Below are 16,136 nucleotides of genomic sequence, written 5' to 3'. Positions count from 1 at the left end.
GTCTATTGATTATTATCTTTTACTTTCTCTTCCAGAATTAAAATTTTATTATTTTGTTTCTGAATTTCTTTCTTCATTTCAATCATATAAAGCGTCATTTCTTCTATTTTCTTCAGCAAGTTTAAATTCATTTCTGCCAGCATTAAACCATTCTTTTCTATTTCCTGAGCTGAAGGAATTTCCGGTAAGTGATTATTTTCTTTAATATAGTTTTCAACTTCATGCAATGATTTTAATTTATAATCATTTGAAAAAACGTAATCAGGGACTTCTCCGGCTGTTACGGTTACTTTTACTTCCTGAGCATGAATATTTCCGGCAACTGTAAGTTTTGAATCTGGGTTTGTTGTACCAATGCCAACATTACCATTTTTCAAAATTCGAATAAAACCATAGCTATCACGATAACTTGCAACTTTTAAATCTGTAAAATCACCTATAGCATCAGTGTAGCCAGTTTCAATTATTGAAGTACTCATCCATGTAGAATTCCCTACAGACAATTTAACACCGTGATTGTTTCCAACCGAAAAATTCCCGGCTATATAACCATTTCCTTCTATTTTTAGGTTACCTGTAGATTCAACATCGTTTTTTGAATCTAATATGTTACGCCACTCAGTCCAACTATTTTGACCATAAAATGCAGTTCTGTACTTTATCCTATCATTGTCAGCTCCTGTACCAACAAAATAAAGCTGAGAAACTAAATGATTAACTCTTCCGTTTATTTCTAACAATGAACCATATTGAGAAGGCGAATTTGCACTATTATAATTATCCCAAAGTTTTATAGACATGGGATCAATACCAACTCGTGGAGGACTTGAAAAATCTTTTTGGTTCTGAGTCCAATTCAAACTTTCAGCCCCCAAATTACCATCAAAAGTTTGACTGTAAGAAAACGAATAGAATAGTATAACAAATAGGAGTATTTTTTTTTTCATGTTTATTTTAATCTTTGTTCATTTTAGATAGTCTTTCAAGAATGCTTTTAAAACTATTGTTTTCTTTTTGTAATGTTTCAATTTGTAAAGACTGTTGATTGCTTTTCTTTTCCTGCTCAATCATATAAAGTGTCATTTCTTCCATCTTCTTAAGCAAACTCAAATTCATTTCTGCCAGCATCAAACCATTCTTCTCCATTTCCTGAGCTGATGGTATTTCAGGTAAATGATTATTTTGTTTAATATAGTTTTCAACTTCCTGCAATGATTTTAATTTATAATCATTTGCAAAAACATAATCTGGGACTTGTCCGGCGTTTACCGTTACTTTTACTTCGCGTGCATGAACGTTACCTGCAACAGTCAATTTTGAATCGGGATTAACTACTCCAATACCAACATTACCATTTTCAATTAATCTGATCGAAGCATTATTTGCAAACTGACCTACTACATTTATTTCTGTAAAATCTCCTATTCCTGAAACCCAACTTGTTTGAAGAATATTTTTACTTACCCAATTTGCTCCCCCTACAGATAACTTAATACCGTGATACTCTCCTACTGTTAGCGGAGAAGTCAAACTTGTAGTTCCGATACCTACTGATCCTAAGATATTTTGATTCCCAGCAAAATTATTATTTCCAAGTGTTGTTGGTATTTCATTCCATGGATTCCAGACATTATAATCACCATTTTTTGTTCTAAAAGAAATACGATTCAACCCATAATCAGAACTTATTTGACAATCGTAATTATTTACAGCTCCTCCAAAGCTAATTAGTGCACCACTCCATGGAGTTCCTGCAGTTGCATACGAAAAAGTATAACCACCTTTAAAAATATCTACCGCACCGGGCGCTACTATAACTGGAGTTGGATTCAAAGTTTGAGCTTTTACATTTACTCCACTTAATAATGCAATTGTAATCGCTATTAAACTAATATTTAGTTTCATTTTTATTTTATTATTTTTTATTTACGATATAAACTATATCAGCATTTTAACGAATTCTTCAACTTTGCTTCTTTATTTTTTGTTCTCGTAAAATGAAAAGTTATATCCACTTTTTTAAAATTATTTTTAGAATAATCATTCTTTTCAAACTAATCTTGCACAAAATTTAATTACTTTGCGGGCACGAAGTCAGAGACATTCGCGCAGCTTTAATTAGGAATACTTCGTACAGCGGATTTTTATATTTAATAATTTTACTTTTTATTTATAAAGTTCTTAAGCACGTAATTGCAACTCCTTTTTTTATGAATTTAAGTTCTCTTCCCCTGCAATATCTTACTTTTTGATAATAGGATAAAAAACTTTTTCTGTAGTAATCTTAACATTTTTAAAATTTACCTGTAGTATTTTATCAATTTTACAGGAGTACAAAGAGGTTATTATAAAAAACAAACCATCTTGAAGTTTAATTTTTACGTAATAATAATTACTATGAGCTAAACCTGGGGATACTGTGTTTCTCGTACCTCCTGTATAAACTACAATTTCATTAATTTGATTGACATGGTACTCTTTAATAAAATTACCCTTTTTTAATAACAAAATATTTTCAGTTATTTCAACTACAACACCTCTATTCTCTTTTAAATAATTTACATGTAAAATTATTACCGGAAAAAAAAGCAACAAAAAATAAGGAATAAACAAATAAATTTTTAACTGTTCTTCGACAGAATTAAAAAATAAAAATATTGTAAAAAAATATACTAAAGACATAAAAATTAAATCTTTTAGCATTCTTAAATGGTTCCAAAAATCAATTTTTAACTTCATAAAATATTATTGAATTAAATTATCTTCCGCTAAATTGAGCATTATAAGATGCTCTATATAAATTATTAACAAAACCATTATAACTAGATTGAATTTGTGGGGCGACAATATCATAAGCATATTCAATTCCCTGAAATCCAGCACCAATAAAAACTCCAGCGAAAACACCATATGGCCCAGCATACGCTCCTCCAATTCCCCATTGCCCTATTGCATAAGTTACTCCCCAAGAAGTTGCCGTACCTATCATTTTATAGCTATATCTTTGACGCGATATACCACCTTCTTTTTCATCTTTACGAACCTTCACTGTATTATCAACAGCTTGGGCAAAAGTAGCTATATTTCCTGCATATGAACCAAATCCTTTCATGTATGGACTTGCCATTCCACCAATCTCTAAACCAGAGGTAAGTATTGCAACTGATGTTCCGACTTCATTCGTTTTTCCTGGAATCTTTTCAAGATTATCTCCAATAATTGTTTGATTCTGTTTTATATCATATATTAAATTAAAATTTGTATTAGCCATTTGAGCTCCCGTAAAATTTGTACTATTCAAGTTTATATAACTACTCATATTTGGCTGAGGTCTCGGATTATCACTACCTCTATTTTTGCCCCAAAATTTATTCCAACTTTTTCCCCAGCTATTAAAGTTAAGATTTTTCTTCGCCCAATCTTTTATTCCCCACTCATCCCAGTTAGTTACTACTGTAGAAATTGCACTACCAATAAAAGTTTGATCACTATTACTAAGTCCACAATCTACGCAATCTTTACCATTTCCTTGCGCTTTATTACCACTAGGATCTGTATACATTAAAGGATTATTTAACACATACCCATACTGATTATAGTTTTGCGTATTACTAGGATTCTGTATATAATTATCGACCTGCAAAAACCTATGTAACATTGGGTCGTATAATCTTGCGTTCATATTAACTAATCCTATACTCTGCAAGTGTTCATGACCTGTATAACCTCTATCCAAAACTGTTAAACCAGCAAGTGCATTTCCTGCTCCGTCTAGTACCTTTATGATACTGCCCCAGGCATCAAATAATCGTTTTTCGACTACAGCTCCATCACTATTCGTTATGGCTAATATAGTACCTTGATAATCTCTGTGTAAATATAAATAACTAGCAGCATTTGCTCCATCGCTTTTAGATATTATAGGAGCTGAGTAACCATCACCACCTATATAAGTAACAAATTCGACAGTCCCGGTTACTATGTTTTCTTTAATTTCCATAGTACCATCAGCAGAATAGTGTTTACGTAAAGGTCTTAGCAATTTATCTTCTAAGCCTCCATAATACATTGTACTTCTTTGATTATTATCATTATAAGTAAAGCTTATTTTATCTACCCCAGTTTCATCAATTTGAATAGGACTTTTGAAGGCATTGTAAGTTACAATTAATTTTCTTTCTGCTGTAGCCGCATTGCTGGTTTTACGAATTTCTACATCATCAAACCATACATTTCCTGATCCTACAGCATCTAGTCGTAATCTCAAGTTTTTAATAGTAAAAGGAACCATAAAAGATTGAGTAATATAAACCCAACTATTTTTGACATTTGTATTAACTGAAGTTACGTTGGTGTACCCTGTCTCACCCTCTTTATAAGTAAAAAGCGTTAACTGCGCAGTAGGATTATCAGTATAAACCCATCCTGAAAAAGTATATTCTGTATCAATTTTATTATTAATAGCAACTGACACGTCAGACTGCACATAACTTGTTGTAACCCCTGCGCTAACTGTATTAATTTTTAGAGCATTTTTACCAGTATGTGATTTAGTATCATCAAAAGAAATACATTGAGGATTATATGCTCCTAATGACCATCCTGTTCGATTTTCCATACTGTCATTAAAAATACCTTCTCGATTTGTATAATATCCTGTTGCTTCCGGAGTAAGCGTAATCGCATTATTTTGATATGGTTTAGTAGTATCATAACCATAAACTCCTAAATTATTACTCGTTATTTTTCCTGAAGGATCATAATTTTGAGTTTCCTGTACTCCTAATTTATTAGTAAATTCTTTTAGCCTGTTTATTTCATCATACTTAAAAGTTTCTGTATAATTACCAAAAGCACTATTCGTTCTACTACTTAAATTATCTGTATTTTTATCGAACACAGTAGTGAGCGTTATAATATTTGCTGTAGGATTAGTGGTTTTATCATGTGTTATTTTAGACAAGTATCCATTAGAATCATATTCATTGGTCATTTTTATACCATTACCAATCATACTTTCTTTTACTTGACCTTTAGCATTTAAGATATTCGTTTGCCAAAGTACTTTGTTATTAGTGTTATCTAAAATTTGATATAAATCTCCGTTTTTATAAACATTCTTAGTTTCAACCTTACTTAATTTCCCACCTTTTTCTGCAGTTTTTGTTTCAGTATCAATTCTTCCTAAAACATCATAACTAAACACTTTAGTAAATTTAGTAACATTAAACTTTTCTTCGGTTATGCTTGTTACTCGCTTATAAGTATCATCATACGCTATGGTTATTAGTGTTCTATTAGATTCTGAAGGTTCATTTTTATCAACATAGTTAATCGTTAAAGGCAAATTATTTGAATCATAAGTATAATCTGTAATACTGTTAGTTCCTGAACCCTCAATTGTCTTTTGAATAATCTTTCCTTTAGAATCTCGCTTAATAGTGGTAATAACATTTCCGTTTTGGCTCGTTTCTGAAGTTAATTCGCCAAAATCATTATTATCATACTTAAAAGTACCAGCTGATGGATCGATTAGCTTCGTTTTACGCCCCCAACCATCTTGTTCTATAGTGATGTTTACACCATTGTAATTGGTTTGTTTTAAACTACCATTGGCAAAATAGCTGTAATTAATATTTCCGCCAATGGTTTCATTGACAGATTTTATAGTACCATTAGCATTATTTGTGGCTATTTTATTTTTTTGACCATCAACCAAAGTAGTCGTTAAACCGGAGTAAGACGCTGAAGTAGTTCGTCCGTTAAACAATGTACTTTGCGTATTTCTACCATAGACATCATACTTAATTTCATTCCACTGTGAAGGTGATGTTCCAAAATAAGGCTCACTTGTTTTATAATTTCTGTTATAAATATCATATAAATAAGACACATAAGAGAATGATCCATTAATGTCCTTAACGCCAGATTTTATTTTTCTTCCTAAATCGTCAAATGTTTCTTCACTTGCACTTCCATCTAATACATCTGTTATTGTTGTAACAACTGTTTTTTCAACATCTTTAGTATAACTAATTGTTGTTGTTTTATTTAATTTATCATCTTTTACTGTTATTTTTTTAAACCATGAATCATAAGTATATGAAATCGATGCAAAAGGGCTTGTTTCTGATTTTAATGTCCCATCCGGATAATAAAAAAACGTTGTTGCGATTCTATCTGAATCGATAAGTTTTGTTAAAAATCTTTTTGACGGGTCATATTCATAATCTGTAATTCTTGGCTCTAATGGAGCTGGAGCTGTAATTGTTTTTTTTGTAATATTTCCATAGGAATCATAATCATTATGCTCTTTTATTGTTGCTGTTCCAGAAGCACTTTTATCAATATCAGAAAGAAGTTGGTTACCATCATAAGTATATACTTCCTGATTTCTCATTAAATTTCCAGGCACAGATAAAGTTTGAGTTTTACTAGTAGGCCTGCCTAATATATAAGGAGATGCAGAAGGTGCTTGATAACTAATTTCTGTTATTGCTGTCTGAACAACTGTAGAGCCCTCTTTTGACGATGTTCTGGAATTTGTTACATTATTATAAGCATCATAGGTATTTATTGTTTGCGTACCAGTCCCATCAAGAGTATTATATTGATCTATAGCTATATTTTGTAACTTAAAAACCTTATTTGCAAGTAAGTCACTTTCGTACGTTAATATTGATTTTGTTATATAATCTATCGGTGTATTACTTGAATTATTGGCTTCTGGATTTATTTTTGCCGAAAATGTACTTCCTGATTTTATAAATACACCAGGTTGTAAAGTAATTCTTTGTGTTGCTACTAAGTTATCTGAATCTGTAACGGTGTAACCCTCTCCTTTTGTAATTATTCTAGAAATTGGATTTGCTGATGCGTATAAAGGCGCATAAAAACCGAGTACACTATAATTTTCTGTATTAGCACCACGTTGATCTATATCAAATTTTAAAACATTTGTAATCATTTTTGACTCATCCTCGTACCAATTTGTTTGGCTTACTGAACGAAAACCCAAAAAACCTAATCCTTCAAAATTTGACACTGCACCATAATAAGAGAATAGCCTTTTTTTATAGACATCTTTACTTTTCTTTTCTGTTTTAGAAACAAGATACAAATTTGGATCTATTGTTATATCCATATTGGGATAATTTGATATACCAGTACTAGGAATAAATATTGGATAATATAAATTTTTATATTTAAAATGTAAAGGAGCATAAGATATTAAATCTTGAACTCCATTTCCTGCGGTTATTTTATTAAGAAGATTATTTTCTTTAATATCATATTTTGATTTGAAAAAGTACATTTTGTTTTTGTTAACAAATGCAATTTCTAAGGTAGGCTGAGATTGATTTAAAATATTGTTTGAGCTAAATTTTATTTGAGGCAAATACATTGGAAGGGCATAAATATTAATACTTTCCTGATCGCCAGTATTCGCCCATATTCCACTACTATTAAAATTTCCATCTTCATTGGAAAAACATGCCACTGTAATTATACCCGTTGTATTCGCCGGATTTCTAAAACTTGTAATTCTAATTAAATCTGTTTTACCGTCATTGTTAAAATTTGCTGGAATAAAATTATAAGTATTATAAGAATCATTAGAGCTAAATACTATACTAGAAGTCTTTTCTTGCTTTATTTGCGAAATACCAGTAGAAGTATATTTATACCAATCTGAAGTATTAAATGCTTTTGGTATCATAAAGTCAGATTTACCATCACCATTGTAATCACCAATCAAAATTGGCTTATCTAAAACAATTGCTGGATCTGCCGTTGTATTCTGATAAATTAAAAGAAGGTTATTATTATCGTCTAATGAATATACTTTAAGATAATATAAATCAAACACATATAAATCAGATTTACCATCTCCATTAAAATCACCCACAAAATATTTACTATTATTTGTTATAGAAAGAAATCCTGACTGATTTACAAAATTTGTACTAATTCTTCTGTCTAAATTAATGAAATACGATTTCCCTCCTGCATAATTTTGTTGAGTAGTAGTCGCACAATCCTTATTAATATAATAAGAAACAGAACTTTCTATTGCAATAATATCAGTAAGTCCATCTCCGTTAAAATCACCACTAATATAATTTTTAGGCACATCTTTTTCTACAAAACCTTCTTTTAATGGAGTAGCACTTAAACTGGATTCTTCAGCTTTATTTATTGCTTTTTTTAAAGGATCAACACCATCACATGGATAAAAATATTGACGTGTGAATTTTGGAAAAGCATATTCTTTCAAATCTTGTGGACATATTATAGATGTATCACATTGTGAAAACCCTCTAAATTTAGTACTTTTTGTAACTGGGTCAGTCTGGACAACAGTCCAACCTTGAGATATCACTTTATTATTCCTACTTAGCGATGTCGTTGAAAAAATATCATCAAAATTACCAACTTCAAGTGGATAACCTATATTTTGATTAGAACCTGATTGTATATCATAATACAACCAAAACATTTTTTTTGCTTGAGGTCCGGTGGTTGGATATAATAAAAAATCTGTATTTCCATCATTATTAAAATCTCCAGAAATAGTCGCCGCATTTAAACTATTTATATTTCCAACATCTATTGAAGTGTTTAGTGGCAAATAATCTACAGTACTAGAATTATTAAGCCCATAATTAAATACAGTGGGATTATAACTTTTAGCATTATCACCACTTTTTTCAGTGATACTTACTAATTCACTAGGTGCAGATAACGAATAATTTCTATACCCTACTCCATTTCCAATTACCTTAATACTAGTCAAATTTTTATCTCTTATGATATTCACACCACCTACATAACCATCTTCTTTAAAAGACCTTGCGCCATAATCAAATTGAATCTCGTTTTTTGCTATTGTACTATTAATTGATCCATATTTAATAGAAGATATGTATAATATATTATTTGATAGTGTATAATTATAACTAATCCTTACACCTTGTGGGTTTTCCCAATAGGTTATTGACCAATCAGTAACTGAAAGCGAATCTGATGAATTTCCATAATATGCTTTAGAACCATCCGGATATTCAACAATAAAATAAGCAGGACCATAATTAGTACCACTTGGATGAACTCCATATGAAGTTACCTTAAGATTTGAAAAATCTTCTGTTTCATAAACGGTACCACTTGCTCCATATGTCAAAAATGTTCCATTTTTAACAATTAAACGCTGTCCATCTAAAGCAAAACGATCTAAAGCATCGAAGTCAACGGGATTTATCACGCCATCATGAAATTTAGTTGATGGTATCCTTGTTATTACAGAAATTCCAGCTATATCCCATCCTATAGCTGCAGTTCCATTTAAACCTCTTTGGCTATTGTAATTCAAACTTATTTGCGGTTCGACACCGTTAATTCCAGCTGGAACCAAAATAGGGATTGTATAATTTGCAGCTCCAGATAAAGAAACAGTTAATTCTCCTTGTGTAAGGCCAACTTCTGTAGAAGAACCTGTTGGAGACGTTTGTGCAGAAACAACTATACTAAGAAAAAAAAAAGATAATGTAAAGTAAAAATTCTTCATGCTTAAAATTTATTGCTTGATAATTTTAATAGATTTCTGATCTCCATTTTTGTAATACAGCATTACAGCATATACTCCTCTGGGATATTCCTGAAAAGGAATATTTTGCGAAGTATTGTTTAAATTCGGGCTATAACTTCTGAGTAATTGCCCCGTTAGAGAAAAAATCTGAATAGATGTAATATAATTACCTTCTTGAAGTTCCCATTTTATATACAATTCCTCCTTAACTGGATTTGGATAATAGGAAATAACATCTTCTGATGAAAATTTCAATAGATCATCCTCAGTTAGTGCGGCTATCTCTTTCACCTCTTCTACTTGTTTTGCTGATTGCGAACAACCGGACAAACACAATTCACGAAGAATTTGATTTCCAGCCGAATCGTAATTAAAAGTAATTTTTTGTTGTGCATAACAGAAGAATCCCGATGCCAACAAAATCAGAGTAGTTATTTTTTTCATTTTCGATAATAAATGGTGAATTATTTATAGGATTTAAATGTTTAATTTTTTGTTAAAAAAAACGCAAATCTATTAAAATATATTAGAATTACTTACAAATATTTTTAATTTAATTTTTATGAGTAAATAACATCAAAAGATATTTTTATAGATCAAAGAGTATTGAATACATCGCATAAATTAATAAGCAAATATGATTATTATATCCATACAAACTTTACGGGAACCCGTAAAGTAAAATTTTAAATATGATCAATTATAAATTGGACTAAAGTATAAAGGAATTTAAATTAGAAGAACACAATAAACAAAAAAGCCTTTCAAAATTTTACTCTTGAAAGGCTTTTTCTCTACAAATTAACAGGCAATATTATTTCCAACCGCCGCCTAAGTCTCTATAAACATGGACAGCAGCATTTAGTTGTTCTTTTTTGGTATCTACCAATTCTAATTTAGCTTCTAATGCATCACGTTGTGTCATTAAAACTTCAAAATAATCTACTCTCGCTGATTTAAACAAATCGTTAGACACATCAATAGAAGTATTCAACGCATCTACTTGTTTCGATTTAAGATCATATCCTTTTTGTAAATTCTCAATTTTAGAAAGCTGATTCGATACTTCTAAATAAGCATTCAAAACAGTACGATCATAGTTATACAACGCCTGAAGCTGTCTTGCATTTGCACTGGCAAATTCTGCTTTGATGGCGTTTCTGTTGATTAATGGTGCAGCAAGATCTCCTGCTAATGAATACAATAATGACTCAGGAAATGTAAACAAATACGAAGGTTTGAAAGCATTTACTCCAACTGCAGCCGAAATATCCAGTGATGGATAAAACTCAGAACGCGCTACTTTTACATCTAATTTTGCAGCAACCAATTCTAATTCGGCTTGTTTTATGTCAGGACGATTTGCTAACAATTGAGACGGAATTCCTGAACTTACAGCCGCTGGTAATAAACTTAAGAAGTTAGTACTATCTGTTCTTTTAATTTCCTGCGGATATCTACCCAGTAAAAAGTTGATTTTATTTTCGGCTTCTTTTATTTTCTGAAGAATATCAAATTCCAGACTTTGTGAAGTTAAAACCTCAGCCTGAAATTTCTGAACTCCTAACTCTGTTGCTCTTGCAGCTTGTTTCTGAATTTTTACAATTTCTAAAGCGTTAGTCTGCAATTTGATCGTTTGCTTTACAATATCCAACTGATTGTCTAAAGCCAATAATTCATAATAAGAATCAGCAACTTCAGCAATAAGGTTTGTAATTACAAAGTTTTTACCTTCAACAGTAGCTAAATATCTGTTTAAAGCTGCTTTTTTAGAATTACGCAGTTTTTTCCAGATATCCACTTCCCAGTTTGCATAAGCTGATATAGTAAAATCACCCAACGGATCAGGCGTTTCTACACCTGGCTTAATTTCTGTTGTAGCATCACCTGCACCCTGGCTGGTGTATCTCCCTACTTTTTCTACCCCTGCTCCGGCGCGAACACCAACAGTTGGTAATAAAAGTCCTTTTCTAACTCGAATATCATTCTTTGCGATTTCAATTTCCTGCAAAGTAATATTCAATTCCTGATTGTTTTTTAAGGCAACATCAATTAAATCTACAAGGTTTTGATCTTTAAAGTAATCTTTCCATTGTAATGCTGAGGTGTTGTTTGAATCCTGGGTTTGAGCTGTTGCGCCAAACGACTCAGGAACTGGCGTGCTTGTCGTTACAGTCTCAGGTGCAGGGGCTTTACACCCTGCAACCGTAAGACATATACCTAATGCAATACCATATTGATATGATTTGATTTTATACATGATTGTTGTCAATTTCTTCTGTTAATGGATTCTCTTCTTCATGTTTCACCAATTTGTATTTCTCTGCGATTTTTGCAAAAATGTAATACAAACCAGGAATCACAAATACCCCACAAATAGTTCCTATAAGCATACCTCCGGCAGCAGCAGTACCAATGGTTCTGTTACCAATTTTACCTGGTCCTGAAGCAAACGCAAGTGGAAGCAAACCTGCAATAAAGGCGAATGAAGTCATCAAAATCGGACGGAACCTCGCTTTTGCTCCTTCCATTGAAGCTTCAAGAACTGATCTTCCTGCAGCGTGTCTTTGTATCGCAAACTCTACAATCAACACGGCATTTTTACCCAGTAAACCAATAAGCATTACCATCGCCACCTGAGCATAAATGTTGTTTTCTAATCCTGTTAATTTCAATAATAAGAAAGCTCCAAAAATACCCGCAGGTAAAGAAAGAATTACTGATAATGGTAAAATAAAACTCTCGTATTGAGCTGCTAATACCAAGTAAACAAATCCCAAACAAATCAGGAATACCCAAATCGCCTGATTACCCTGAGCAACCTCATCTGCAGAGATACCTGCCCAGTCAATATCATATCCTCTTGGTAATTTTTTAGCTGCAACTTCCTGAATAACTTTAATCGCCGTTCCAGAACTATATCCTGCAGCAGCAGAACCACTAATTTGTGTAGAAGTGTACATGTTATGTCTTGTAATCTCAGAAAGTCCGTATACTTTTTCTAATCTCATGAAAGCAGAAAAAGGCACCATTTCGTCACGATTGTTTTTCACATACAACTTTAAAATATCATCTGGCTGCGCACGGTATTCCGGAGAAGCCTGAACGATTACTTTATAGTTAATTCCGTATTTAATAAAACTAATTTCATAGTTACTACCCACAAGAGTTGACAAAGTATTCATGGCGTTTTCGATAGAAACCCCTTTTTGCTGTGCCATATCGTTGTCTACTTTCATCATGTATTGAGGGAAACTAGAGCTGTAAAAACTGAACACGTTAGATAATTCCGGATGAGTATTTAACTCCTTAACGAAATCATTATTTACCTGCTCCATTTTTTTATAATCATTAGAACCTGTTTTATCTAACAAACGAAGCTCAAATCCTCCGGCAGCACCATATCCTGGTACAGCAGGCGGTTGAAAAAATTCGATATTTGCACCTGCAATATCTTTGGATTTTTCTTCTAATTCAGCCATAATCTCAAGAACAGAATGTTTTCTGTCACTCCAGTCTTTAAGATTGACCAAACAAGTTCCTGAGTTAGAACCTGTACCTTCAGACAGAATTTCATAACCGGCTAATGAAGAAACCGATTTTACTCCATCTATTTTTTCAGCGATTTTTTGCAGCTTTTCAGCAATATTATTGGTTCTTTCTAATGATGAACCTGGTGGTGTCTGAATAACGGCATAAAACATTCCCTGATCCTCATTTGGGATAAATCCTGAAGGAACAGAACTACTAATCAACCATGTTCCGGCACAAAAAACAAGAAGTGCAATAATAGTAACCGCTCTTCTGTTTACAATTTTAGCCAATAGGTTTTGATATTTGCCTTGTGCTAAATTGAACTTATTATTAAATCCATCTATAAATACATTTACAGGCGTTTTCTTTTTAACTTCTCCGTGATTATTTTTTAACATCATCGCACAAAGTGCCGGTGTCAAAGTCAAAGCCACAATACCCGAAAGGATAATCGCAGTTGCCATAGTAACAGAGAACTGTCTGTAAAATACCCCAACCGGACCGGACATAAAGGCAACCGGAATAAATACTGCCGCCATCAGGAATGTAATCGCTATAATCGCTCCTGCAATTTCGTGCATCGCTTTTTTAGTCGCTTTAAGTGGAGAGAGATGTTCTTCCTCCATCTTGGCGTGAACAGCTTCAATTACCACAATGGCATCATCGACGACGACTCCAATAGCCAGAACTAAAGCAAATAATGTAATTAAGTTCAATGAAATATCAAAGAAAGTCATGAACACAAATGTTCCAATCAGGGATACCGGAACCGCAATTGCCGGAATAACCGTAGAACGCCAGTCACCTAAGAAAAGGAACACCACAATACCTACCAGAATAAAAGCTTCTACAAGAGTGTGAATTACTTTTTCGATAGAAGCATCAAGGAATTTAGAAACGTCATATGAAATTTCATAATCCATTCCTTTAGGGAATCTTTGCTTGATTTTTTCTAATTTAGCTTTTACCTCTTCAATAACCTGATTGGCATTACTACCAAACGATTGTTTCAATACAATAGCTGCAGATGGTCTACCATTTAAGTTCGAGTAAATGTCATACATCGAGCTACCAAATTCTATTTTAGCAACATCTTTCAAACGTAAAAGTTCTCCGTTTGCGTTTGATTTTACAACAATATTCTCATATTGTTCTTTGGTTGTAAAACGCCCTGAATATTTTAATACATATTCAAATGCCTGAGAACGCTTACCAGAACTTTCTCCGGTTTTACCAGGAGAAGCCTCCAAACTCTGACTTGATAATGCTTCCATTATCTCATCGGCAGAAATTTTATAAGCCAACATACGATCTGGTTTTAACCAGATACGCATTGCATATTCACGTGTTCCTAAGATATCTCCGGAACCAATACCATTTACCCTTTTCAATTCAGAAAGTACGTTGATATCAGCATAGTTATACAAGAACTTCATGTCGGTATTTTTGTCTGTACTGTAAAGATTCACATACATCAACATACTCGGCACTTCTCGGGTAATTTTAATACCTTCTCTAATAACTAACGGAGGTAATTTATTGGTAACCGAAGCTACACGGTTTTGAACGTTGATCGCAGCCTGATTAGGATCTGTTCCTAAATTAAAGACCACTTTTATCGTAGCTTCACCATCATTTCCGGCATCAGAAGCCATATATTTCATTCCGGGAACTCCATTTAAGGCTCTTTCCAGAGGAATTACAACCGCCTTGATCATTAATTCACCGTTAGATCCCGGATAATCTGCGGTAACATTCACCATTGGTGGTGAGATTGTAGGGAACTGTGTAATAGGCAAACTTAATACCGATAATACCCCTAAAAAGACAATGATCAGCGATATTACTATCGACAGTACAGGTCTTTGAATAAATTTATTAAACATTTTATATTTTTTTAATGATTAAACCTATTCTGCTTTTAAGCGTAAATTGTTCATTACGGCTTTAGGAGATTGGAATTCAAATTTAATTTTGTCATTCTCTTTTACTTTCTGAACTCCTTCAAGTAAAATTTTATCATTTTCTGTAAGTCCGGTTTTAATCACATATAAATCAGGTATTTCGCCTGTAATAGTAATTTCTCTAGAATTTACTTTATTGTTTTTATCTACAACAAAAACATACTTTTTATCCTGGATTTCGTAAGTTGCTTTTTGCGGAATCACAATAGCATTTTTAAGCGGTACAAGCATTTGAACCTGCCCAGTTTCTCCGTTTCTAAGTAATTTGCCTGAATTAGGGAATCTTGCTCTGAAAGCAATGTTTCCTGTTTCGTTGTTAAATTCACTTTCGATAACTTCTACGTTTCCTTTTTCTTTGAAAGTATCACCATTTGCCAAAACCAAACTTACTTTATTGTCCGCACGGTCTTTTACATCTGTCTGATATTGTAAATACTCAGGTTCCGAAACGTTGAAGTAAGCAAACATCTGACTGTTGTCTGAAAGACTTGTCAATAGTTCGCCTTCATCAATCAAACTTCCTAATTTTAAAGGAATACGGTCAATTGTTCCATCAAACGGAGCTCTGATTTCTGTAAATGATAAATGAAGTTTTGCTAATGCAACTTCAGCTTTTGCAGATTGCAATTTTGCCTGAGCCACACTCAATTCGTTTTTGGAAACGATATTTTTATCTGCCAGTAATTTGGCGTTTTGTAATTCGATTTCTACTGATTTTTGTTCCGCCTGAGCTTTAAGTAATTCTGCCTGATACATGTTTGGCATAATTTTAAACAACAGCTGACCAGCTTTTACAAACTGACCTTCATCTACATAAATGTTTTGTAGAAACCCTTTTTCCTGAGCACGGATTTCGATATTACGCACAGATTTAATCTGCGAAACATACTCCTTTGTAAACGAAGTATCAATTCTAACGGGGTTAGTTACAGTAAACTTTTCCGCTTCTTCTTTTTCTTCTTTTTTAGTTGTACAACTGGTTAGGCACATCAGGGCAATTAAGCCTGAGAACAAGATAATTCTTTTCATGATTTTTATTGGAAATTAAG

The 16,136-nt window shown here is 32.6% G+C and carries 8 protein-coding genes and 1 pseudogene; all 9 read right to left on the bottom strand.

Annotated features, from left to right (window positions below; genetic code table 11):
* Window positions 1–2: 2 nt before the first annotated feature.
* The 9 genes and pseudogenes from RC62_RS12985 to RC62_RS12950 all read right to left on the bottom strand — a co-directional run bounded on the left by RC62_RS12985 (window position 3) and on the right by RC62_RS12950 (window position 16,116).
* Complete coding sequence (locus RC62_RS12985) at window positions 3–947, bottom strand: tail fiber protein (protein WP_055095801.1); 945 nt, start codon at window positions 945–947, stop codon at window positions 3–5.
* A gap of 7 nt (window positions 948–954) precedes the next feature.
* Entirely contained in the window at window positions 955–1,905 is a 951-nt protein-coding gene (locus RC62_RS12980) for a tail fiber protein (RefSeq protein ID WP_055095798.1), read from the bottom strand.
* 336 nt (window positions 1,906–2,241) lie between these two features.
* Complete coding sequence (locus RC62_RS12975) at window positions 2,242–2,739, bottom strand: hypothetical protein (RefSeq protein WP_055095797.1); 498 nt, start codon at window positions 2,737–2,739, stop codon at window positions 2,242–2,244.
* A gap of 19 nt (window positions 2,740–2,758) precedes the next feature.
* On the bottom strand, window positions 2,759–9,265 hold the full coding sequence (locus RC62_RS12970; protein WP_245176824.1) for an RHS repeat-associated core domain-containing protein: 6,507 nt from the start codon (window positions 9,263–9,265) through the stop codon (window positions 2,759–2,761).
* Between the two features lie 39 nt (window positions 9,266–9,304).
* A pseudogene (locus RC62_RS23260) lies at window positions 9,305–9,568 on the bottom strand (SpvB/TcaC N-terminal domain-containing protein); the annotation flags it as partial.
* 9 nt (window positions 9,569–9,577) lie between these two features.
* Entirely contained in the window at window positions 9,578–10,033 is a 456-nt protein-coding gene (locus RC62_RS12965) for a T9SS type A sorting domain-containing protein (RefSeq protein WP_055095792.1), read from the bottom strand.
* Between the two features lie 370 nt (window positions 10,034–10,403).
* Complete coding sequence (locus RC62_RS12960) at window positions 10,404–11,849, bottom strand: TolC family protein (RefSeq protein ID WP_055095790.1); 1,446 nt, start codon at window positions 11,847–11,849, stop codon at window positions 10,404–10,406.
* The gene (locus tag RC62_RS12955) at window positions 11,842–15,009 is read right to left on the bottom strand and encodes an efflux RND transporter permease subunit (protein ID WP_055095789.1); all 3,168 of its coding nucleotides are present in this window, start codon (window positions 15,007–15,009) and stop codon (window positions 11,842–11,844) included. The genes RC62_RS12960 and RC62_RS12955 overlap by 8 nt, the downstream gene beginning before the upstream one ends.
* A gap of 24 nt (window positions 15,010–15,033) precedes the next feature.
* Complete coding sequence (locus tag RC62_RS12950) at window positions 15,034–16,116, bottom strand: efflux RND transporter periplasmic adaptor subunit (protein WP_055095787.1); 1,083 nt, start codon at window positions 16,114–16,116, stop codon at window positions 15,034–15,036.
* Window positions 16,117–16,136: the final 20 nt, after the last annotated feature.

It is taken from the genome of Flavobacterium aquidurense (assembly GCF_001404985.1).
Classification (GTDB): Bacteria; Bacteroidota; Bacteroidia; order Flavobacteriales; family Flavobacteriaceae; genus Flavobacterium; species Flavobacterium aquidurense_B.
This window is presented reverse-complemented; position numbering and strand designations above follow the sequence as displayed.